This window comes from Streptomyces koelreuteriae (genome assembly GCF_018604545.1).
GTDB classification, from domain to species: Bacteria; Actinomycetota; Actinomycetes; order Streptomycetales; family Streptomycetaceae; genus Streptomyces; species Streptomyces koelreuteriae.
The window spans coordinates 5,496,907-5,516,465 of record NZ_CP075896.1; the positions used below are offsets into that span (position 1 = coordinate 5,496,907).

Below are 19,559 nucleotides of genomic sequence, written 5' to 3' on the forward strand. Positions count from 1 at the left end.
ACCAGGTTCAAGAGGGGAGGGGCCAGGCGTACGGCCCCTCCGGGTCGTCCAGCCAGGCCCACTCGTGCTCGCCGCGGACCGTGATGCCGTAGCGCTCCCGCTGCGGCATGCCCTCCTGCTCCCACAGCGCGTGCGCCTCCTGCGGATCGAGGCTGCCGCGGGTCAGGGTCAGCAGGAAGCGGAACAGGTCGTCCTCCCTGGCCCGGCGCGGCACCCCGCCCAACTGGGCGGGTTCGCCCCAGGACCGGATCCCGCCGCGCAGCGGCACGAAGTAGGCGGGCGTGTGCAGGAAGCGCCCCTCGGCATGTCCGGCGTCGCTCACCGTCAGCACGATCAGGCCGGTGCCGAGCGGCATGAGGATCCGGCCGCCGGGACGGCTCTGCGCGAGCCAGGCGCGCGGCACGGTGTTCAGGGCGCAGGTGGCGATGATCCGGTCGAACGGCGCACGCTCGGGCACGCCCCGGGCGCCGTCGCCGGTGACGACGACCGGCTGGTATCCGGCCGCGGCCAGATGCCGGCGGGCCGACTCGGTGATCTCCGGGTCGAGGTCGACGGTGGTGACCTTGTCGTCGCCCAGCCGGTGGGCGAGCAGCGCCGCGTTGTAGCCGGTGCCCGCGCCGATCTCCAGGACCGCGTTCCCGTCCCGCACGCACAGCGCGGCCAGCATGTCCGCCATCAGGGAGGGCTGGCTGCTGGAGGAGAGCAGTTCGCCGTCGCGCAGCCGCGTCGCCAGCGGGGTGTCCTCGTAGGCGCCGACCACCCACCGCTCACGCGCCCGGGGGTCGGGGCTCTCGCCCCAGCGCCGCTCGTAGCCGCCGGCGACGCCGACGTAGTAGTACGGCACGAAGAGATGGCGCGGGACCGCGGCGAACGCCTCGCGCCACACCGGGTCGGCGGCCCAGGCCCCGCTCGCGTCGATCCGGCGCACCAGTGCCGCCCGTGCGGAGGCGGCGAGCCCGTCCGGTTCCGGTTCCCTGTCGGGAGCATGCCCGCCCATACCCCCACAGTAAGGGCAGCGGAGCTGGTCCTAGGTCGTGTCCGCAAAGTGGCGGCGTCGTTGGTTGGTTCGTGGTGCGTCGTCATGAGCTGACTGATGAGTCGTGGGCGGTGATCGAGCCGTTGCTGGCTCCTCCGCGGATGGGGCGTCCGGTGCGGGATCGTCGGCAGGTGGTCAACGGCATCCTGTGGAAGCTGTCCACGGGGGCGGCCTGGCGGGACCTGCCTGAGCGTTACGGCCCGTGGAAGACGGTCTACGAACGTTTCCGCCGCTGGTCGGCAGACGGCACCTGGGACCGGCTGCTGGCCCAGGTCCAGCAGCACTGCGATGCCGTGGGCGCCGTGGACTGGACTGTCGTCTGCGTCGACTCCACGACTGTGCGGGCTCACCAGCATGCGGCCGGGGCCCGAAAAGGGGGCTCTGGCCGGGCGAGGCGATCGGCCGGTCCCGTGGCGGGCTGACTACGAAGATCCACCTGGCCTGTGATGGGCAGGGCCGGCCGCTCGCCTTTACCCTGACCGCTGGGAACGTCAACGACTGCACCCAGTTCGAGCAGGTCATGGCCCGCATCAGCGTCAGCCGACGCGGGCCCGGCCGGCCCAGAACGCGGCCCGATCGGGTCGTCGCGGACAAGGGCTACTCGTCCACGAAGATCCGCTCCTACCTGCGTCGGCGGGGCATCAGAGCCGCGATCCCAGAGCGGATCGACCAGATCAACGGCCGCATCCGCCGAGGCGAAAGCCTCTGCCGACTCGACCGGACCACCTACCGGCGCCGCAACCTCGTCGAGCGCTGCTTCAACAAGCTCAAGCACAACAAGGCCCTGGCCACTCGCTACGACAAACGCGCCCGCCACTACCAAGCCATGGTCACCCTCGCCTGCCTACGCCTCTGGCTCCCCTGACTTTGCGGACACGACCTAGGGCTTGAGTCCTATGTCCCCGCGTCTGAGAGCATGGAGGGCGTGAATGAGATTCGGCGCGGCACGCTTCAGGAGCAGACCTTCTACGAGCAGGTCGGCGGGGAGGAGACCTTCCGCCGGCTCGTTCACCGTTTCTACGAGGGAGTCGCCGAGGACCCGCTGCTGCGGCCCATGTATCCCGAGGAGGACCTGGGCCCGGCCGAGGAGCGCCTGGTGCTGTTCCTCATCCAGTACTGGGGCGGTCCGACGACGTACAGCGACAACCGCGGCCATCCCCGCCTGCGGATGCGGCACGCGCCCTTCACGGTCGACCGCGCGGCGCACGACGCCTGGCTGAAACACATGCGGGTCGCCGTCGACGAACTCGGGCTGTCCGAGGAGCACGAGCACACGCTGTGGAGCTACCTGACGTACGCGGCGGCCTCGATGGTGAACGCGCCGGGCTGAGGTGAGAGACGGCGGCGGGTTCAGCGGACGCTGACGTCCAGCGCCCCGAGTCCGGCACGTCGTACGGCGACGGATCCGTACGGCGTGCGCAGCCGGAGCCACGCGCCCGAGGAGAACAGCCCCAGCGGCACTCCCGGCCGCAGGAAGCCGAGCGACTGCGCGGCGTGCACGACCCGCACGGGGAGGGCGGTGTCGCCGACCGTACGGGACCAGATGTCCCGCCCGATCCGGTCCAGCTCGGCCCTGGTGCGCCCCTCGGAGGGCAACTCCTGCGTACGGGACCGGAACTCGGCGACCACGGCGGCGACCAGGGACCGCAGGGCGTCCGGCGTCGGCAGCCCCGGCTCGGCCCGCCAGCCGCCGCGCGGCGGCAGTACACCGGCCCACGGCGGCCCGGTCACGGCACCCGGCACGACAGCTGTCGCGGCCTTCTCGTCCACCGACTCCAGCAGCTCACCGGCGGACACGGTCACATCCAGCGTGACATCCAGCCCGTTCTCGTACGGCTTCGCCAGCCGCACCGCGCGCACGGCCAGCACCTCGAAGGACGGCGGCCGTCCGAAGACGGCCAGTGCGGTGCCCGCCGCCTGCAGGCGCACCGCGGCTCCACGGTCGTAGTGGAGCAGCCGGGAGAGGAAGGCCGCGAGATCCGCCGCCTCCCCCTCGTCGACGAGGTGCAGGACCGTCATGCGGCGACGGCCTCCTCCTCGGCGTCGTCCGTGTACTCCTCGAGGAACTCCCGCTCCTCCGCGGTGATCCGGCGCGGACGCTGGGCCTCGAAGTCGAACGGCACGACCACCGTCGAGGCCCGGACGTAGACCACGTCGTCGTCCTTCACCTCGTAGGTGATGGTGAAGGACGCGGCCCTGATCTCGGTGATCCACAGCTCGATGTCCACCGGGTGGTGCCGGTGGACGAGCTGCCGCTTGTAGTCGATCTCATGGCGTGCCACCACCGACCCCTGCTGGAAATCCTTCTCCGGCCGGAAGAGGAAGTCGATACGGGCTTCCTCCAGGTAGCGCACGAAGACCGCGTTGTTGACATGGCCGTACGCGTCCATGTCCGACCAACGCAGCGGGCAGCGGTAGATGTGCCGCAAGATCGATCAGCCCCGGGTCAGCTTCTTGTAGGTGGCGCGGTGCGGACGGGTGGCGTCCGGGCCGAGCCGCTCGATCTTGTGCTTCTCGTACGACTCGAAGTTGCCCTCGAACCAGAACCACTTGGACTCGCCCTCGTAGGCGAGGATGTGCGTGGCGACCCGGTCCAGGAACCACCGGTCGTGGGAGACGACCACGGCGCAGCCCGGGAACTCGAGCAGCGCGTTCTCCAGGCTGCTCAGGGTCTCGACGTCGAGGTCGTTGGTCGGCTCGTCGAGGAGCAGCAGGTTGCCGCCCTGCTTCAGGGTGAGCGCGAGGTTCAGGCGGTTGCGCTCACCGCCGGAGAGCACCCCGGCCGGCTTCTGCTGGTCCGGGCCCTTGAAGCCGAACGCGGAGACGTAGGCACGGCTGGGCATCTCGACCTGGCCGACGTTGATGTAGTCGAGCTCGTCGGAGACCACGGCCCACAGGGTCTTCTTCGGGTCGATGTTCTCGCGGCTCTGGTCGACGTACGAGATCTTGACGGTGTCGCCGACCTTGATGGAACCGGAGTCCGGCTCCTCCAGGCCCTGGATCATCTTGAACAGGGTCGTCTTACCGGCGCCGTTCGGGCCGATGATGCCGACGATGCCGTTGCGCGGCAGCGTGAAGCTGAGGTCGTCGATGAGGACCTTCTCGCCGAAGGCCTTGCTGAGGTTGTTGATCTCGACGACGACACTGCCCAGACGCGGGCCCGGCGGGATCTGGATCTCCTCGAAGTCCAGCTTCCGCATCTTCTCGGCCTCGGCGGCCATCTCCTCGTAGCGGGCCAGACGCGCCTTGGACTTGACCTGACGGCCCTTGGCGTTGGAACGCACCCACTCGAGCTCTTCCTTCAGACGCTTCTGCCGCTTGGCGTCCTTCTGGCCCTCGACCTTGAGGCGCGCGGCCTTGGTCTCCAGGTACTTCGAGTAGTTGCCCTCGTAGGGGTAGAGGCGACCGCGGTCGACCTCGCAGATCCACTGGGCGACGTTGTCGAGGAAGTACCGGTCGTGGGTGACCGCTACGACAGTGCCCGGGTACTTGGCCAGGTGCTGCTCCAGCCAGTTCACCGACTCGGCGTCGAGGTGGTTGGTGGGCTCGTCGAGCAGCAGCAGGTCGGGCTGCTCAAGCAGCAGCTTGCACAGCGCGACGCGGCGGCGCTCACCACCGGACAGGTTGGTGACGGGCCAGTCGCCGGACGGGCAGCCCAGCGCGTCCATGGCCTGCTCCAGCTGGGCGTCCAGGTCCCACGCATTGGCGTGGTCGAGGTCCTCCTGGAGCTTGCCCATCTCCTCCATGAGCGCGTCGGTGTAGTCGGTCGCCATCTGCTCGGCGATCTCGTTGAACCGGTCGAGCTTGCCCTTGATCCCGGCGACACCCTCCTGGACGTTCTCCAGGACGGTCTTGTCCTCGGTCAGCGGCGGCTCCTGCTGCAGGATGCCGACGGTGTAACCGGGCGTGAGGAAGGCGTCACCGTTGGACGGCTGCTCCAGCCCCGCCATGATCTTCAGGATCGTCGACTTGCCGGCGCCGTTCGGGCCGACGACGCCGATCTTCGCTCCCGGGTAGAAGCTCGTCGTCACGTCGTCGAGGATCACCTTGTCGCCGTGCGCTTTGCGCGCCTTGCGCATGGTGTAAATGAACTCAGCCAAGAGAAACCGTCCGGCAGCTTGAAACTGGCAGTGGGCAGATACACCCCATCTTGCCGTACGGCCAGGCTTTGGCGGAAACGCGTATGGCCGGGGGCTGCTGAACTGGGGGTTCGTGGCGGTCGGCTGGTTGATCTACGAGGTGGGTCATCTGAGGTCGATCATCCGTACGGGTTGGCCGGTGGTACGGGCGATGGTCTCGAAGTCCCGGTCGTGGTGCAGCAGCGTGAGTCCGGCCTCTTCGGCGGCGGCGGCCAGAAGCAGATCGACCGGGCCCGCGCTGCGGTGCTCGCTCTTGGCGGTGAGCTGCTCCTGCACGACGCGACAGCGGCGGTAGACGCCGTCCGGCATGGGGCACCAGGCGTAGTGACCGTCGAGCGCCGCCTTCAATCGCGCACGGTCCGCCGCCGAACGGGCCGAGTAGAGGACCTCTAGTTCGGTGATGTCGCAGATCGCGACGAGGCCGACGGCGATCCGGTCGTCCCACTCGGCCGTGTTCTGGCCCAGCAGGACGCGGGCCAGTGCGGAGGTGTCGATGAGGTAGTCGGCGACGCTCACGGCCGGTACGTGCTCTTGTCCAGGAGCAGGTCCATGTCCAGCGCACCGTCGGCCACCAGCTCACGGGCCTCATCGAGCGCACGCAGCCGCCGGTAGCGGGCGGTGACCTCTCGCAGGGCGGTGTTGATGGTGTCGCGTTTGGTGGTCGTGCCGAGTTCCGCGGCGGCGGCTTCCAGGGCCTCGTCGTCGAGATCGATGACTGTGCGGCTCATGGTGACCTCCTTGTAAATACGGTGGCGTATATCAGTATACAAGATCGAATGTATCTGACGGGTTCCTGTGGACGGCCGCGCTCTGTGGGTGGACCGGGCTCGCTTGAACCAGTGGGGAACGCCTGAGTCAGGCCGTAGCGGAGCCACTGTCCATGTCCGGGGGAAGGGGGCGCGTGGGAGTATCCGGGCGTGGAGATCACGGCGGCACTGCGGCCGATGCTTGGCTCGCTCGCCAAGGCGGACGGCGTCTTCGGCCGTGTTGGACGGGCTGATGCCGGCACCGTTGAAGAACATGTCTACGACCTCGTCCTTGAGGCGCAGGAAGCCTGGGCGTCCTATGCGGTAGCGGGCGCGCAGGGGCCGACCTCGCCTGCCGAGGTGGGCGAGGTATTGAAGAAGACCACTGAGGAACAGGCCATGGCTCTCATGACCTGTCTGTCTGCGGAGGATCTGGTCTTCCCGGGCCGGATACGTCGTGACCCTGAGCATGCGCGTCGAGCTGTCGAACGAGTGGTGAGGTTGTTGGGGTGGGGCGCGGTCTGGTGGACGAACATCGAACCGTTCGATGGGGGCGGGCATGCGTGGAGCCCGGTGAGCCGGCACACCTTTGACGGGGTAGTTGCCGGCGTGGGCAATGGTGCTGTTGTTGCTCTGCTCCAGGTGGGCGATGACTGATGTAGGGAAGCCGCGAACCTGAGCACCGTTATAGGAGAGTGGGTGTGGTGTCTTGAAGGCGACCCGCGGCGCTCCTCGTCAGTCGGCGGTCGCGCCGGGGCGGGGATCGGCCGACCAGATGCAGTCGCCGAGGGCGGGAAAGGGAACTGGCGGACCGGCCGCCGTGCGAACCGCTTTCAGGCTGGCGCTGTCCGTCCCCAGGCTGGCGACCACTGGGTGGGGAAGCACGTAGAACTCCCACTGGGCCGTGTCGAGCGGGTTGAAGACAGCATGTTCACGGGCGGTCTGGACGGCGAAAACGTAGACGTCGGCGTTGTACGACTTCGCCTCGGAGTAGCCGCGATCGGGTGACCACGTGCGAGCGCGGAGCCCAGTGAAGCGGACTTGGGACGGTGCTCGTTGATCCCAGGCTTGCAGGTATGCGCCGGCCTTGACTTCGATGCGCAGTCCGTCGTCGGTCTCGACATCGTGGCTTGCCCATTCCACACGGGGTTTGGATGAGCCGACCGCTTGGTGGACCAGAAATTCGGCGAACAGGCCGCGTGTGTTGTTCATGCGGAGGTCCGGCATGGCGAACCGCCAGAAGTCGACCACGGTCGCCTCCGGGACGCCGACGATTGCCTCGTCGCCGCGGAGCGGGGGCATGGGGCCGCGGGGTCAAAGGCAGACGAGCAGACTCCTCCATGGGCCGCAGTCTGCCAGGTCGGTGGGGCATCGACTCTTGCGTATCTGCTGCCGACAGCCCTTGCCAAGGCGTTGGTTGGATCGCCTCGAAGGGCGGAGCCGAGTCCGTGCTCCGACGCTTAGATCATTTCCATCTGATTCCGGCGCTGACCTGGTCGAACGACCCCATCAAGACATCCTCGGGCTCAGCGGGTCTGCCCGTGATTCCCTTCGGTTCCATGCTCCGCCTGGCGCTTGTGGTGCGACTCGTCGTCGGTAGTGCAGCCAGTGCGCAACGAGGTCACTTCCTGCGGCGCCTGCCCACGTTCTTCTTCAGCTCGGCCTGACCGCGTTTCGTTCAGTCGCCTTGATGGCGGTAGCAGTGCGACGTGCCCTTCATCGTCTTGTTCTGGCAGCGGCCTCCTGCCGCGGTTGGCCAACCGCAACTGTGGGGCGAGTTGCGCGGCGTCAAGTTGGTGCGTCAGTACTATCCAGGACGGCGCCGACGCCCTGATCATTTCACTGCCGACCGCTGGACCTCGGGGCTTCACCCAGGCCTTCTGCCACCTGCGAGCCGCCGACGCCACCAACGGTCAGAGCGCCACTGCCGACGGTCGGCAAACGGGTCGGGAAGGGTGCGCTTGAGGTACACAGTGTCCAGAGAGACCACTTGGCGCCCCAACTCGGCGCGAGCCCGGACAGGCAGCAGTTCCAGGACCAGCTCGAGCACGTCGCGGGCATGCCTCACGTCGTCAAAGGAACAGCCGCGGCACGAGCACTCCGCGGCTTGCGGATAGACAGGCCGACGTCCAGGCGGTTCCAGAAACGCTTGGTAACGCCGCAGCGCACGGTCTGTGGCACCGGGATAGACGTAATAGTCGGCCGACAGCCTCTCTGCTCGATGTATAGCGAGGCTGGTGCGGGCAGAGAGCCCATGGATTCGATCCGGCGGCGGGTCCTCCCAGACGCGAGGACCTTGCTGTTCGACGCGCAGGGCGCCAGGCCGTCTACGCGGCATCGGCCTTTCGGTATGCAGTCATGAACGTCATGATGCCAGCACTCACGCCCCTGCGGTCAGGAGTAACGGGAGAAGCTAAACCGGACCCGTTTGAAACGGCTGCTACTGGCCCTCCTCGGCATCAATCCAGCCAGACCGAAGGCACCGTAGCTCGCCCTCCATGATCTCCACGACGAAGAATTGTGCACCGCCATCGACTCGAAGACCGTCAATCAGGTGGTGGAGACTTGGCCGCAACGTCGTTCTCGCCCGCTTTGGAGTCCTCCATCAGCTGCGCAACGGCTCTCTGTACCGCCTCTTCGTTGTCGACGTCGCTCACCGTGATTGCGATCGTTTTCCCATTCCGTTCGATAGTGATCGTCGTACTTGCCCTACGTCCACGGGTTGCCCGCCAAGCTATGATCGCCGCTGCGAAAGATGCTGCGGCGACTCCGCCGGAAAGAGCGCTGCCGATTACTGCGAGAAGTGGGCCCATTACTGCTCCAACTCTGCCACTAGGGCGCCGCTAAAGCTGGTGACAAGAGCAGTCGAGAAAAACCACAATGAATAGGTGCACACGAAAGACTCGTCTATTCGCTGCTTGTCGCCCAGGGCTGCAGAAATATCAGCGAACCACAGTGTCGTGAAGACAGCGATCAGGACGTTTCCGCAGCCTAGGAGTCGAGGTATGACTCCGAATCTCGCATGCTTCATAGTGAACGCCTGCCCCGCAGCGGCAGCGGACAGCCCGGTTGCGACGATTAACAACTCGCCGTGGCCGATAAGGTCCGTCAGGGTTCTTTCGCTGCCGCGCGTTGCGCCGATGAAGTAGCCGGCAATGATTGGCATGACTGCGAAGACGACGCCGAATGTAAACCAATTGACCATTTTGACGGTCGCCAGCTTCCATTTCGGGTGCGTGGTCGCGCCCGGCGTCGTGTGGCCAGGCGGCGACGCCCCTGCAGTGCTACTCCCAGGCGTACCGGTTGAAGAAGTCGACATGAGCCCCCGTTCTGCGCTCAGTGCAGCGTCGTCTCGTAGTTGTAGCGCAGAGCACGGCGGTCAGGCAGGGTTTTCGCGGTCCCGAAGCCAGTCATCACAGACCGCGAGCAATGCTCGAGACTTGTGAATCGAGCTCGGGAAGCGCACGAAGGGCGTACCTTCCCGAGTGAACGGCTGATGGTCATCTCGGGGTGCCGCAGGTGGACGCTGTGCTCCCCGCTCGCCGTCGCCCGGCTGATCGCCGCCGGACGGCGCTGCGCGCAGTCGGGGGCGGAAGAGTGACCGAGACCGCGTGCGAGCCGATCCCTGATTCCCCTCAAGTGACGCCCACGCAAGCCGCCTTCGTGCGCTTCGCCGAGCACTGCGCCACCTGCCGGACCTGCCGTGCCATGGACGAAGACGGGGCCAACCTGAACCTCCCCTGTGCGGAGCAGGACCGGCTGCGTGAGGAGTGTCGGCAGGTGGGCCGGGCCGGGGCGCCGGTTGGGGAGGGGGCCGGTGAGTGGGGGCGGGAGTGTGGTGGAGCGGAGGCTGCCGCTCGCCGGGCCGGGGCCCGTGAGCGGCTGTGCGGAGTGCCGGTGGTTCGGCAGTCAGCGGGGGGCTGCCAGGGCAGCGAGGGACATGTCTCGTGTCTCCGATGGCGATGTCCGGATTCGTCGTCAGCCTCACGGATCGCGCCGTGATCGTCGACGTGCCCGGTCGGGGGCCGAATCCGGGGCGAGCGTTATCCCTGGCGGGTAGCCGACACAGGCCCGAGGTCCTGGCCCGGGGCGACGAACGGCTCGTCCTCTCCGAAGTCCGGGGCCTGGAAGGGGTTCATGGCCGGCGGGGGCGATGCTGTGGCAGGGGAGCGGGGCGGTCCGTCCGGGGCGGAGAACGGCGAGGTCAGGTCGATGAGAGGTCTCCCTATGAGTCCAAGCCCCCCGTTGGGACCTGGCATGCGGTGAGCGGGTGCTGCGGTCGTACTACAGCTTGGTCATCTTCGCGTACGGGCTCAGGATCCGCTGCTCCACCGAGCCGCCGAAGTTCACGAGCGCCGCGATTCCCTCCTCGATGCCGATCACCCGGCCGAGACCGTAGATGTCGTGGGTGACCTGGTCGCCGACGGCGAAGTGCTTGGGGGCCGGCACGACCGGGGGTTTGAAGGGGCTGGTGGGCAGGTGGCGCTTCGCGGAAGGCTTTGTCATTGCCTCAGTATGCGCCCGCGCGTACCCCCGTCACAGCGGCTGTTCACGAACGTTATTCGAACGCCTGCCCGCCGAGCCCTCGTCTCGCGCCCCTCACACCCCGAAATGCGTCCGCAGCCGCCCCTGCGCCCCCTCCCTCGCGCCCACCCTGTCCAGCCCCAGCAGGGCCGCGCCGAGGACCGGGCCGGCCGTGACCGTCTGTGGGATCGCCTTCGGGGCCCGGTCGGACAGGAGGTCCTGGATTCGGCCGTTCAGCTGGGGGTGTTCGGCCGCCAGGACGCCGCCGCCCAGCAGGACCGGGGTCGGTTCGTCCAGCAGGTCGAGGCGGGTGAGGGCCACCACGGCCATGGCGACCACCTCCTCGGCCTGGCGGTCGATGATCGTGCGGGCGATCGGGTCTCCGGTCGCCGCCGTCGCGAAGAGGACCGGCGTCAGCTCGTGGCGGCGGGATTCGGCGATCCGGTCCAGGTGCAGGGCCTCGATCAGGGCGTACATGGTCGGGAGGCTGAAGTGGGCGGGGAGGGTCCGGGACAAGGCCGTGGCGGGGCCGCGGCCGTCCTCCGCGCGTGACGCATGCCACATCGCCTCCTCCGAGAGGCCCCAGCCGCCGCCCCAGTCGCCCGAGACCCTGCCGAGGGCGGGGAAGCGGGCCGTGCGGCCGTCGGGGTGCATGCCGACGCAGTTGATCCCGGCGCCGCAGACCACCGCTACTCCCCGGGGTTCCGTCACCCCCGCGCGCAGGATCGCGAACGTGTCGTTGCGGACCTCCCCTGTTGTCCCCCAGGCCCGTGCGTGCAGCGCCCTCTCCAACTGGTCCTCCTCGGCCGGGAAGTCCGCGTTGGCCAGGCACGCCGAGACGTGGGTGACGGAGGTGAGTCCGGCGGTGGTGAGGGCCCGGGTGATCGTCTCGGCGAGTGTGTCCATTGCCGTGTCCAGGCCTACCGCGGGTGGGCGAAAACCCGCCCCACGCGCCCTGGCCAGGACTTCTCCGTCCGCCGTCACGATCGCCACGTCCGTCTTGCTGTTGCCGGCGTCGATGGCGAGGACGGTCGCGGTCAGGCCCACGCGAGGTGCTCCCGGTTGTGTGCGATCAGCCGGTCCGTGAGTGTCTCTGCGTACTCGTACTGGGCGATGAGGGGGTGGGAGAGGAGGGCCTGGAAGACGCGAGTGCGGCCGCCGTGCAGGGCCGCCTCCAGGGCCAGGTGCTCGTACGCTGTCACGTTCGCCATCAAGCCCGCGTAGAGGGGGTCCACCGGGGCGACGGGGAGGGGGGACGCGCCCTTCGTGCCCACCGCCGCCTGTACCTCGATCACCGCGTCGTCGGGGAGGAACGGCAGCGTGCCCCGGTTGTAGGTGTTCACCACCTGGTACGGGGTGCCGGCGCCGCCCAGCAGGGCCGCCGCCAGGTCCACCGCCGCCTCCGAGTAGTACGCGCCGCCCCGTTTCGCCAGCAGCTCCGGCTTTTCCTCCAACGACGGGTCCGCGTACATCGTCAGCAGTTCCCGTTCCATCGCTGCCACCTCGGCCGCCCTCGACGGCTTCGTCCGCAGTTCTCGTACGACCTCGTCGTGCGCGTAGTAGTAGCGCAGGTAGTACGACGGGATCACACCCAGGCAGTCGAGCAGCGCGCGCGGCAGGCGCAGGTCGCTCGCGATCGTGTCGCCGTGGTCCGTCAGGAGCTTGGGGAGGACGTTCTCGGCCTCCGGGCCGCCCAGGCGTACGCCCGTTTCCCAGGTGAGGTGGTTGAGGCCCACGTGGTCCAGGTGGATCTCGGGGGGCTCGACGCCCAAAAGCGCCGCGAACTTGCGCTGCAGGCCGATCGCCACGTTGCACAGGCCTACCGCCTTGTGGCCCGCCTCCAGCAGGGCGCGGGTCACGATGCCGACAGGGTTCGTGAAGTCGATGATCCAGGCGTCGGGGTTGGTGCGGCGGACGCGGTCCGCGATGTCGAGGACGACCGGGACCGTGCGGAGGGCCTTCGCGAGGCCGCCGGCGCCCGTTGTCTCCTGGCCCACGCAGCCGCAGTCGAGGGGCCAGGTCTCGTCCTGTTGGCGGGCCGCCTGGCCGCCGACGCGGAGCTGGAGGAGGACCGCGTCCGCGCCGTCGACCGCGCGGTCGAGGTCGGTCGTGGTGGTGATGCGGCCGGGGTGGTCCTGGCGGGCGAAGATGCGGCGGGAGAGGCCGCCGACCAGGGCCAGGCGGTCTTCGGCCGGGTCCATCAGGACCAGTTCCTCGATGGGCAGGGTGTCCCTGAGGCGGGCGAAGCCGTCCACGAGTTCGGGGGTGTAGGTCGAGCCTCCGCCGACCACGGTGAGTTTCATCTGCGTCTAACCCTTTACTCCGGTGAGCGTGACACCCTCTACGAACGCCTTCTGGGCGAAGAAGAACACGAGGATCACGGGGGCCATGACCAGCACGGTGGCGGCCATGGTGAGGTTCCAGTCGGTGTGGTGGGCGCCCTTGAACGACTCAAGGCCGTAGGAGAGCGTCCAGGCGCCCGGGTTCTCCGAGGCGTAGATCTGCGGGCCGAAGTAGTCGTTCCACGCGTAGAAGAACTGGAAGAGGGCCACTGCGGCTATGCCCGGTTTGGCCATCGGGAGGACGACCTTGAGCAGGGTGCGCAGGTCGCCGCAGCCGTCGACCCTCGCCGCGTCCAGGTATTCGTCGGGGATCGTGGTGAGGAACTGGCGCAGCAGGAAGATCGAGAACGCGTCGCCGAACGCCATGGGGATGATCAGCGGCCAGAGGGTGCCGGAGAGGTCCAACTGCTTCGCCCAGAACAGGTACATCGGGATGATGATGACCTGCGGCGGCAGCATCATCATCGAGATGACCAGCATCAGCGCCAGATTGCGGCCTCGGAAGCGGAACTTGGCCAGGGCGTAGGCCACCGGGATCGAGGAGATCACCGTGAGGGCCGTGCCCAGGAACGCGTAGAACAGGGTGTTCTTCCACCACGTGAGGAAGCCGGGGGTGTCGAAGACCCTGCGGTAGTTGTCCCACTCCCAGGTGTGCGGGATCAGGTCGCGGCTGAGGGCCTGGGTGTCGCTCATGAGCGAGGTGAGGAAGACGAAGACGAAGGGGAGGGTGAAGAAGAGGGCCGCCGCGATGCCCAGGGAGTGGATCGCGATCCATTCCAGCAACGCCCTTCGGCGGGCCGTGCGTTCCGCGGGGGTGGGTGGTGCCTTTCTCAGCCCCACCGGCTTTTCCAGTACGTGCGTCATCGTTCACCTGCGTTGATCAGGCCGCCCTTGCGGCGCATCAGGAGTGCGGTGAAGGCCATGGAGAGGGCGAAGAGAACCAGGGCGACCACACAGGCGGAGCCGTAGTCGAAGCGCTGGAAGCCCAGGTTGTAGACGAGTTGGGGGAGGGTGAGCGTGGACTTGTCCGGGTAGCCGGGCTCGAACTGCGTGCCCGCGCCCTGGATCACGCCCGACGCGACCTTCCCGGCGATCAGCGGCTGTGTGTAGTACTGCATCGTCTGGATCACGCCGGTGACCACCGCGAACATGACGATCGGCGAGATGTTCGGGAGCGTGACGTAGCGGAAGCGCTGCCAGGGCGTCGCGCCGTCCAGTTCGGCCGCCTCGTACTGCTCCTTCGGTACGTCGAGCAGTGCCGCCATGAAGATGACCATCAGGTCGCCGATGCCCCACAGGGCCAGCAGGGTGAGGGCCGGCTTCGACCAGGTGGGGTCGTTGAACCAGCCGGGTGTGGGGAGTCCGGCCTTCTCCAGGAGGGAGTTGACCGGGCCTGTGCCGGGGTTGAGGAGGAAGGCGAAGGCCATGGTGGCCGCCACGGGCGGGGCCAGATAGGGCAGGTAGAAGAGGGTGCGGAAGACGCCCGTCGCCGTCTTGATCTTGGTGATCAGCAGGCCCACGCCCAGGCCGAAGGCGACCCGGAGCGTGACCATGACGAGGACCAGCCACAGAGTGTTGCGCAGGGCGGGCCAGAAGAAGGGGTAGTGCTCGAAGACGTACGTCCAGTTCTTCGTGCCCGACCAGGTCGGCGGCTTGAAGCCGTCGTAGTGCATGAAGGAGAAGTAGACGGTGGAGAGCAGGGGGTAGGCGAAGAAGACCGTGAAGCCGATCAGCCACGGGGAGAGGAAAGCCAGGGTGCGGAGCGTCGAGCGGCGGTGTTTCGCCCGCAACGTAGAGGTGCTCACGGCAGGGCTCGTGGTGCTCATGGCTGCTTCGCCTGCGCGATGTCCGTGTCGATCTGCGCGGCCGTCTTCTTCAGGCCCGCCTTGAGATCGGTCGCCTTGCCGCTTTCGTAGGCGTAGCCGAACTCCTGGACCGTGGTGAGGTAGACGCCGCCGTTGACGGACGCGGGGGCGGTCGTGGAGTTCGGGTTGGCGGCGATCTCCAGGAACGTCTTGAAGCGCGGGTCGTACTTCAGCTTCGGGGACTTCAGGGCCGCCAGCGTCGAGGGGACGTTGTGGATGGCGTTGGAGAAGTTCACCACCGCGTCCGTGTCCGTGGTCATGTACTTCACCAGCTCCCAGGCCGCGTTCTGCTTCCTGCTGGTCGCCGCGATCCCCGCGATGGTGCCGGTGATGTAGCCCTTGCCGTACTGGTCGGCCTGGTCGTCGGGGACGGGCAGCGGGGCCACGCCGATGTCGAACTTCGGCTTGGTGTCCAGGGCCATGCCCAGGCGCCACTCGCCGTCCAGCTGCATGGCGACCTGGCCGGTGTGGAAGGGGTGCTTGGGGCCCCACTCGTCGCCGAGCTTGGAGCGGTAGGTCTCCAGCTTGCGGTAGCCGCCGAGTGCGTCGACCAGCTTCTTCTGGACCGTGAACGCGGCCTCGAACGCCGGGTCCTTGCCGACGTTCGACTTGCCGTTCTTGTCGAAGTACGTGGGGGAGAACTGGCCGAGGTAGTGCTCGGTGGTGGTCTCCCAGCCGTGGTAGTTCGGCATGAAGCCGAGCTGCTTGTAGGTGTCGCCCTGGGGGATCGTCAGCTTCTTGGCGACCTGCTCGAACTCGGACCAGGTCTTGGGCGGGGCGGTGATGCCGGCCTTCTCGAACGCCGTCTTGTTGTAGTAGAGGCCGTACGCGTCGCCGAGGAGGGGGACCGCGCAGCGGTCTCCGTCGAACTGGGTGTACTCGTTCATCGCCTTCGGGAAGGTCTTCTCCGGGTCGACGCCGGACTTCTCGAAGAACGGGTTGAGGTCCACCAGGGCACCGGAGGAACAGAACTTTCCGACGCTGTTCGTGGTGAACGACGAGATCACGTCCGGGGCCTTGGCGCCGCCGGTGCGCAGGGCCTGGTTCATCTTGTCGTCGGTCATGTTGCCGACGACGTCGACGTGGATGTTGGGGTGCGCCTTCTCGAAGCCGTCGACCAGGGACTGGACGGCCTTCACCTCGCCCGGCGCGCTCCAAGCGTGCCAGAAGTTGATGGTCGTCTCCTTCGAGGCGTCGTCGCTCGCGGCGGAGTCCGACTGGCCGGTGCACGCGGTGGCGAGGAGGGCGAGGGAGGCGGAGGCGGCGAGCGCGATGGCTGCTTTTCTGGATATTCCGGGCATGGCGGAGCTCCCTGTGGCACGGGGGAAGAGGGGAAGGACGGAAAAGCGGGGGGGGGTGGGGTCAGCGGGAGGTGTCGAAGACCTCGTCGCGCGTCGACGCGAGCGCGCTCTCCAGCGCGCCGCGCAGCACGGGATGTTCACGGACGTCGCCCACGACCAGGCGGGGGCGTGACGCGGCCAGCTCTTCCAGCTCGGCCTGGACGAGGGCGCGCAGGATCTCGCCGCCCGAGGCGAGCGACGCGCCGCTCAGCACGACGAGCTCGGGGTCGAGGACCGAGACGAGGGAGGCCAGACCGGTGGCCAGCCGGGTCGCGTAGGTCTGGAGGAGGAGGCGATGGGGTTCGTCGCCGGCCTCCGCCGGTCCGGGCGCCAGGGGGGTGGCGGGGTCGGTCTCCGCCGACCTGGACGCCAGGCGTGCGGCGGCCTCGGTTCGCGCCGCCGCCCGGGCCACCAGTTCCGCCGCGGCCTCGGCGTACGGCCCCTGCGGGATGTCCTCGATGCCGAGTTCACGGGCCAGCCGGGGGACGGCCTGGGAGCCGGCCAGCTCCTGGTAGCCGCCGCTGTTGGCCTTGGTGACCTGACGGACCAGGGGGGTGCCCGGCACCGGCAGGAAGCCGACCTCGCCGGCGCCGCCGCTCCAGCCGCGGTGCAGCCGGCCGCCGAGCACCAGGGCGGCGCCCAGGCCCTCCTGGTTCCACAGCAGCACGAAGTCCGCGTGGCCCCGGGCCGCACCGAGCCGCTGTTCGGCGAGCGCGACCAGGTTGACGTCGTTCTCGTACTCGAACGGCATGGGCAGGGCGGCGGCGAGCTCGTCCAGGAGGGTGGGGGAGTGCCAGCCGGGGAGGTGGGAGGCGTAGCGCAGACGGCCCGTGGTGGGGTCGAAGGCGCCCGGGGTGCCGATCACGAGACGGTGGATGTCGGCCCGGGCGAGGCCCGCCGCCTTCACCGCGCCGTCCAGGGCGTCGGTGACCTGCTGGACGACCGGGGTGCCGGTGCGCCTGCCGGGGGTGGGCAGTTCGTGCCGGCCGACGGTGCGGCCGGTGATGTCGGAGACCGCGGCGAGTATCCGCTCCGGTGTGACGTCGAGCCCGGCGGCGTATCCGGCGGCCGGGTTGACCTCGTAGAGCTGGGCGTTCGGGCCGGGCCGGCCTTCGGTGGTGCCGGTGGCCAGGACGAGGCCCGCCGCCTCCAGACGGGCCAGGAGCTGCGAGGCGGTCGGCTTGGACAGGCCGGTGAGCTTGCCGATCCGCGTACGGGAGAGCTGTCCGTGCTCCAGCAGCAGGTCGAGGGCGGCCCGGTCGTTCATGGCGCGCAGGACGCGTGGGGTGCCCGGCGTGCCGGCGGTTCCTGCCATGCGTGTCCACACCTGCCCTTCGGCTGCTCAGCTTTTCAGTGATCACGGGGAGAAGTCCATCGAGACCCGTCGACCACTGTCAGGATCACTGTTAGGAAAGTTTCCTATCGGTGGAGAGGAAGCTAAACCCGGCACCTTCGGGAGTCAAGAGGCCACGAAGAACAAGAGGGCATGAAGAAAGGGCGGCACCCGGCCGAGCCGGATGCCGCCCTCCCGTGAGGCCGCTACATCGCTGCTACTTCGTCGTGCTCGTCGGCGCCGCCGGCGCGAGCGGGGACGCCGCCGCCGACTGCGGAGACGTGGCGTTCGCGTAGACCGACGGGGCCGCCATCCCGGCCGTCGGGTCGACGAGCTGTTCCTCCGCCGAGGCCGTGGCGCCGCCGACGATCCGGATGCCCGCCGCGTCGAAGGTTCGCTTGATGCGCCAGCGCAGCTCGCGCTCCACGGTCAGGGACTTGCCGGGCATGGTCTTGGCCGAGACGCGCACGACCATGGAGTCCAGCAGGACGCTGTCCAGGCCGAGCACCTCGATCGGGCCCCACAGCAGCTCGTTCCAGGGCTCCTCGGCGCCCATCTTCTCGGCGACCTCGTCGAGCGTGGCCTTGACCTTGTCCAGGTCCTCACCGGAGTGGACCGTGACGTCGACGTTGGCGGTGGCCCAGCCCTGGGAGAGGTTGCCGATGCGTTTGACCTCGCCGTTGCGGACGTACCAGATCTCGCCGCCCTCGCCGCGCAGCTTGGTCACGCGCAGACCCACCTCGATCACCTCGCCGGAGGCGACGCCCGCGTCGACCGTGTCGCCGACGCCGTACTGGTCCTCGAGGATCATGAAGACGCCGGACAGGAAGTCCGTGACGAGGTTGCGGGCGCCGAAACCGATCGCCACACCGGCGACACCGGCCGAGGCCAGCAGCGGGGCGAGGTTGATCTGGAAGGTGCCCAGGACCATCAGCGCGGCCGTGCCGATGATCAGGAACGACGCCACCGAGCGCAGCACCGAGCCGATGGCCTGCGAGCGCTGACGGCGGCGTTCGACGTTGACCAGCAGTCCGCCGATCGCGCCGCCGTCCAGGGACGGCACGTTGCGGTTCATGCGGTCGATCAGCTTGGTGATCGCCCGTCGTACGACGACCCTCAGCACCACCGCTATCACCACGATGAGCAGGACCCGAAGGCCGATCGCGAGCCATGTCGACCAGTTCTGCTCGATCCAGCCCGCGGCGTTCGTCGCGCTCTCGTGGGCGTCCTGCAGCGAGGGCACTCTCGGGCTCTGGGTGCCCGAGGGGGTCGGCGACGGCGTAGGGTCGGCGGCCATCGATACGGCGTCCGCGGGGGACAAGGACACGGCGAGTACCTCCAGGTGCAGCGGTCTGCCCCGGTGGGGTGGTTCGGGGGTCTTCGGGGGATCAAGGTCACGACTGGGTCACCGAAGGGGCAGAACCACCACACTAACGGGGCATTGTGTGTGTTCCCTCGGAATGTGTGAAGGAGAGACCGTGCTCACCTGGGCTTGAACAGGCCATGCTCGGGGGGATGAATCAGATGTGGTCGAAAACACTCCCAGCCCGTTACCGGGACATGGTGGCGCTTCCACCAGGCATGAGGAGAGACTGACTACGAATCGTCCCGGCGCGAGCCACGCGCCGCCGGCGTCCAAGGAGGCATCCGTGCCGCATGTCCTGGTCCTCAACGCGTCGTACGAGCCGCTAGGTGTCGTACCGCTCCGCCGCGCGCTCGTCCTCGTCCTCGAGAACAAGGCCGTATGCCTCGAGGAGTCCGGCGCCTTTCTGCACAGCGCGACCGTCACAGTCCCCGCACCCAGCGTGGTCCGGCTCAAGCGATTCGTCCGGGTTCCCTATCGGGGGCCCGTTCCACTGACCCGCCGGGCGCTGTTCGCCCGTGACGGGGGCCGGTGCATGTATTGCGGTGGCGTCGCAACCAGCGTCGACCACGTCATCCCGCGCAGCCGCGGGGGCAAACACGTCTGGGACAACGTGGTGGCGTCCTGCCGCCGCTGCAACCACGTGAAGGCCGACCGACATCTCTTCGAGATCGGCTGGCGGCTGCGCCACAAACCCGCCCCGCCCTCCGGCCTCGCCTGGCGCATCATCGGGACCGGGCACAGGGATCCGCGCTGGATGCCGTACTTGCAGCCGTACGGCGCGGAAGACGCCATGGCCCGGATCGACGGCATTCCTGCCTGACGACGATCCGGGCTTTCGTATGGCCGCGTGTTGCCGTGTGCGGCACCG

Annotated in this window: 21 protein-coding genes; 4 read left to right on the forward strand and 17 right to left on the reverse strand. The window is 68.2% G+C overall.

Annotated elements, in window-relative coordinates; all coding sequences use genetic code 11:
• Nucleotides 1–7: 7 nt before the first annotated feature.
• Nucleotides 8–997 carry a methyltransferase domain-containing protein gene (locus KJK29_RS24815; protein ID WP_215121339.1) on the reverse strand — a complete coding sequence of 330 codons (990 nt, stop codon included), beginning with the start codon at nucleotides 995–997 and terminating at the stop codon, nucleotides 8–10.
• 74 nt (nucleotides 998–1,071) lie between these two features.
• Between KJK29_RS24815 and KJK29_RS24820 the strand changes: the two genes are divergently transcribed.
• Together KJK29_RS24820 and KJK29_RS24825 are read left to right on the forward strand one after the other, a co-directional pair.
• A protein-coding gene (locus KJK29_RS24820) for an IS5 family transposase (RefSeq protein WP_251058078.1) occupies nucleotides 1,072–1,901 on the forward strand; the annotation gives its coding sequence in 2 pieces (ribosomal slippage) (nucleotides 1,072–1,420 and nucleotides 1,420–1,901; 831 coding nt in all).
• Nucleotides 1,902–1,952: 51 nt separating this feature from the next.
• Nucleotides 1,953–2,366, forward strand: coding sequence for a globin (locus tag KJK29_RS24825; RefSeq protein ID WP_215121340.1), 414 nt, complete (start codon nucleotides 1,953–1,955; stop codon nucleotides 2,364–2,366).
• A 20-nt stretch (nucleotides 2,367–2,386) separates the two neighbouring features.
• On the opposite strand, the gene KJK29_RS24830 is transcribed toward KJK29_RS24825, so the two are convergent.
• The 5 genes from KJK29_RS24830 to KJK29_RS24850 all read right to left on the reverse strand — a co-directional run bounded on the left by KJK29_RS24830 (nucleotide 2,387) and on the right by KJK29_RS24850 (nucleotide 5,903).
• The gene (locus tag KJK29_RS24830; RefSeq protein ID WP_215121341.1) at nucleotides 2,387–3,055 is read right to left on the reverse strand and encodes a hypothetical protein; all 669 of its coding nucleotides are present in this window, start codon (nucleotides 3,053–3,055) and stop codon (nucleotides 2,387–2,389) included.
• A complete protein-coding gene (locus KJK29_RS24835) occupies nucleotides 3,052–3,465 on the reverse strand; it encodes an acyl-CoA thioesterase (protein WP_215121342.1) in 414 nt (137 codons plus the stop codon). The genes KJK29_RS24830 and KJK29_RS24835 overlap by 4 nt, the downstream gene beginning before the upstream one ends.
• Before the next feature lie 6 nt (nucleotides 3,466–3,471).
• Nucleotides 3,472–5,136, reverse strand: coding sequence for an energy-dependent translational throttle protein EttA (gene ettA, locus KJK29_RS24840; protein ID WP_215121343.1), 1,665 nt, complete (start codon nucleotides 5,134–5,136; stop codon nucleotides 3,472–3,474).
• A gap of 144 nt (nucleotides 5,137–5,280) precedes the next feature.
• Complete coding sequence (locus KJK29_RS24845; protein WP_215121344.1) at nucleotides 5,281–5,691, reverse strand: PIN domain nuclease; 411 nt, start codon at nucleotides 5,689–5,691, stop codon at nucleotides 5,281–5,283.
• Complete coding sequence (locus KJK29_RS24850) at nucleotides 5,688–5,903, reverse strand: type II toxin-antitoxin system VapB family antitoxin (protein WP_215121345.1); 216 nt, start codon at nucleotides 5,901–5,903, stop codon at nucleotides 5,688–5,690. The genes KJK29_RS24845 and KJK29_RS24850 overlap by 4 nt, the downstream gene beginning before the upstream one ends.
• A gap of 189 nt (nucleotides 5,904–6,092) precedes the next feature.
• On the opposite strand from KJK29_RS24850, the gene KJK29_RS24855 reads away from it, so the two are divergent.
• Entirely contained in the window at nucleotides 6,093–6,578 is a 486-nt protein-coding gene (locus KJK29_RS24855) for a hypothetical protein (protein WP_215124628.1), read from the forward strand.
• Between the two features lie 78 nt (nucleotides 6,579–6,656).
• On the opposite strand, the gene KJK29_RS24860 is transcribed toward KJK29_RS24855, so the two are convergent.
• From KJK29_RS24860 to KJK29_RS24905, 11 genes are all read right to left on the reverse strand, one after another.
• On the reverse strand, nucleotides 6,657–7,223 hold the full coding sequence (locus KJK29_RS24860; protein ID WP_215121346.1) for a hypothetical protein: 567 nt from the start codon (nucleotides 7,221–7,223) through the stop codon (nucleotides 6,657–6,659).
• A gap of 1,244 nt (nucleotides 7,224–8,467) precedes the next feature.
• Complete coding sequence (locus KJK29_RS39420) at nucleotides 8,468–8,734, reverse strand: effector-associated constant component EACC1 (RefSeq protein WP_370869158.1); 267 nt, start codon at nucleotides 8,732–8,734, stop codon at nucleotides 8,468–8,470.
• Nucleotides 8,734–9,240, reverse strand: coding sequence for a hypothetical protein (locus tag KJK29_RS24865; RefSeq protein WP_215121347.1), 507 nt, complete (start codon nucleotides 9,238–9,240; stop codon nucleotides 8,734–8,736). Before KJK29_RS24865 ends, KJK29_RS39420 begins: the two co-directional genes overlap by 1 nt.
• A gap of 965 nt (nucleotides 9,241–10,205) precedes the next feature.
• Complete coding sequence (locus KJK29_RS24870) at nucleotides 10,206–10,427, reverse strand: hypothetical protein (protein WP_184592772.1); 222 nt, start codon at nucleotides 10,425–10,427, stop codon at nucleotides 10,206–10,208.
• Between the two features lie 93 nt (nucleotides 10,428–10,520).
• Nucleotides 10,521–11,492, reverse strand: coding sequence for an N-acetylglucosamine kinase (locus KJK29_RS24875; RefSeq protein ID WP_215121348.1), 972 nt, complete (start codon nucleotides 11,490–11,492; stop codon nucleotides 10,521–10,523).
• Nucleotides 11,483–12,748 carry a 6-phospho-beta-glucosidase gene (locus KJK29_RS24880; RefSeq protein WP_215121349.1) on the reverse strand — a complete coding sequence of 422 codons (1,266 nt, stop codon included), beginning with the start codon at nucleotides 12,746–12,748 and terminating at the stop codon, nucleotides 11,483–11,485. Before KJK29_RS24880 ends, KJK29_RS24875 begins: the two co-directional genes overlap by 10 nt.
• Nucleotides 12,749–12,754: 6 nt before the next feature.
• Nucleotides 12,755–13,651 carry a carbohydrate ABC transporter permease gene (locus KJK29_RS24885; protein WP_215121350.1) on the reverse strand — a complete coding sequence of 299 codons (897 nt, stop codon included), beginning with the start codon at nucleotides 13,649–13,651 and terminating at the stop codon, nucleotides 12,755–12,757.
• Nucleotides 13,648–14,592 (reverse strand): carbohydrate ABC transporter permease, encoded by a 945-nt coding sequence (locus KJK29_RS24890; protein ID WP_215124444.1) that lies wholly within the window; start codon nucleotides 14,590–14,592, stop codon nucleotides 13,648–13,650. Before KJK29_RS24890 ends, KJK29_RS24885 begins: the two co-directional genes overlap by 4 nt.
• Before the next feature lie 17 nt (nucleotides 14,593–14,609).
• A complete protein-coding gene (locus KJK29_RS24895; protein ID WP_215121351.1) occupies nucleotides 14,610–15,953 on the reverse strand; it encodes an ABC transporter substrate-binding protein in 1,344 nt (447 codons plus the stop codon).
• Between the two features lie 61 nt (nucleotides 15,954–16,014).
• A complete protein-coding gene (locus KJK29_RS24900; RefSeq protein ID WP_215121352.1) occupies nucleotides 16,015–17,307 on the reverse strand; it encodes an ROK family transcriptional regulator in 1,293 nt (430 codons plus the stop codon).
• Nucleotides 17,308–17,542: 235 nt separating this feature from the next.
• Entirely contained in the window at nucleotides 17,543–18,622 is a 1,080-nt protein-coding gene (locus KJK29_RS24905) for a mechanosensitive ion channel family protein (protein ID WP_215124445.1), read from the reverse strand.
• A gap of 352 nt (nucleotides 18,623–18,974) precedes the next feature.
• Here KJK29_RS24905 and KJK29_RS24910 point away from each other — a divergent pair, with 352 nt between their 5' ends.
• Nucleotides 18,975–19,511: an HNH endonuclease gene (locus tag KJK29_RS24910; RefSeq protein ID WP_215121353.1), complete on the forward strand. Its 537-nt coding sequence runs from the start codon at nucleotides 18,975–18,977 to the stop codon at nucleotides 19,509–19,511.
• Nucleotides 19,512–19,559: the final 48 nt, after the last annotated feature.

Excerpts from the sequence above, each read along its gene's own strand:
- KJK29_RS24815 (WP_215121339.1), bottom strand. The coding sequence starts at position 997 with ATGGGCGGGCATGCTCCCGACAGGGAACCGGAACCGGACGGGCTCGCC.
- KJK29_RS24825 (WP_215121340.1), top strand. The coding sequence starts at position 1,953 with ATGGAGGGCGTGAATGAGATTCGGCGCGGCACGCTTCAGGAGCAGACC.
- KJK29_RS24830 (WP_215121341.1), bottom strand. The coding sequence starts at position 3,055 with ATGACGGTCCTGCACCTCGTCGACGAGGGGGAGGCGGCGGATCTCGCG.
- KJK29_RS24850 (WP_215121345.1), bottom strand. The coding sequence starts at position 5,903 with ATGAGCCGCACAGTCATCGATCTCGACGACGAGGCCCTGGAAGCCGCC.
- KJK29_RS24860 (WP_215121346.1), bottom strand. The coding sequence starts at position 7,223 with ATGCCCCCGCTCCGCGGCGACGAGGCAATCGTCGGCGTCCCGGAGGCG.
- KJK29_RS39420 (WP_370869158.1), bottom strand. The coding sequence starts at position 8,734 with ATGGGCCCACTTCTCGCAGTAATCGGCAGCGCTCTTTCCGGCGGAGTC.
- KJK29_RS24865 (WP_215121347.1), bottom strand. The coding sequence starts at position 9,240 with ATGTCGACTTCTTCAACCGGTACGCCTGGGAGTAGCACTGCAGGGGCG.
- KJK29_RS24870 (WP_184592772.1), bottom strand. The coding sequence starts at position 10,427 with ATGACAAAGCCTTCCGCGAAGCGCCACCTGCCCACCAGCCCCTTCAAA.
- KJK29_RS24880 (WP_215121349.1), bottom strand. The coding sequence starts at position 12,748 with ATGAAACTCACCGTGGTCGGCGGAGGCTCGACCTACACCCCCGAACTC.
- KJK29_RS24885 (WP_215121350.1), bottom strand. The coding sequence starts at position 13,651 with ATGACGCACGTACTGGAAAAGCCGGTGGGGCTGAGAAAGGCACCACCC.
- KJK29_RS24895 (WP_215121351.1), bottom strand. The coding sequence starts at position 15,953 with ATGCCCGGAATATCCAGAAAAGCAGCCATCGCGCTCGCCGCCTCCGCC.
- KJK29_RS24900 (WP_215121352.1), bottom strand. The coding sequence starts at position 17,307 with ATGGCAGGAACCGCCGGCACGCCGGGCACCCCACGCGTCCTGCGCGCC.
- KJK29_RS24905 (WP_215124445.1), bottom strand. The coding sequence starts at position 18,622 with ATGGCCGCCGACCCTACGCCGTCGCCGACCCCCTCGGGCACCCAGAGC.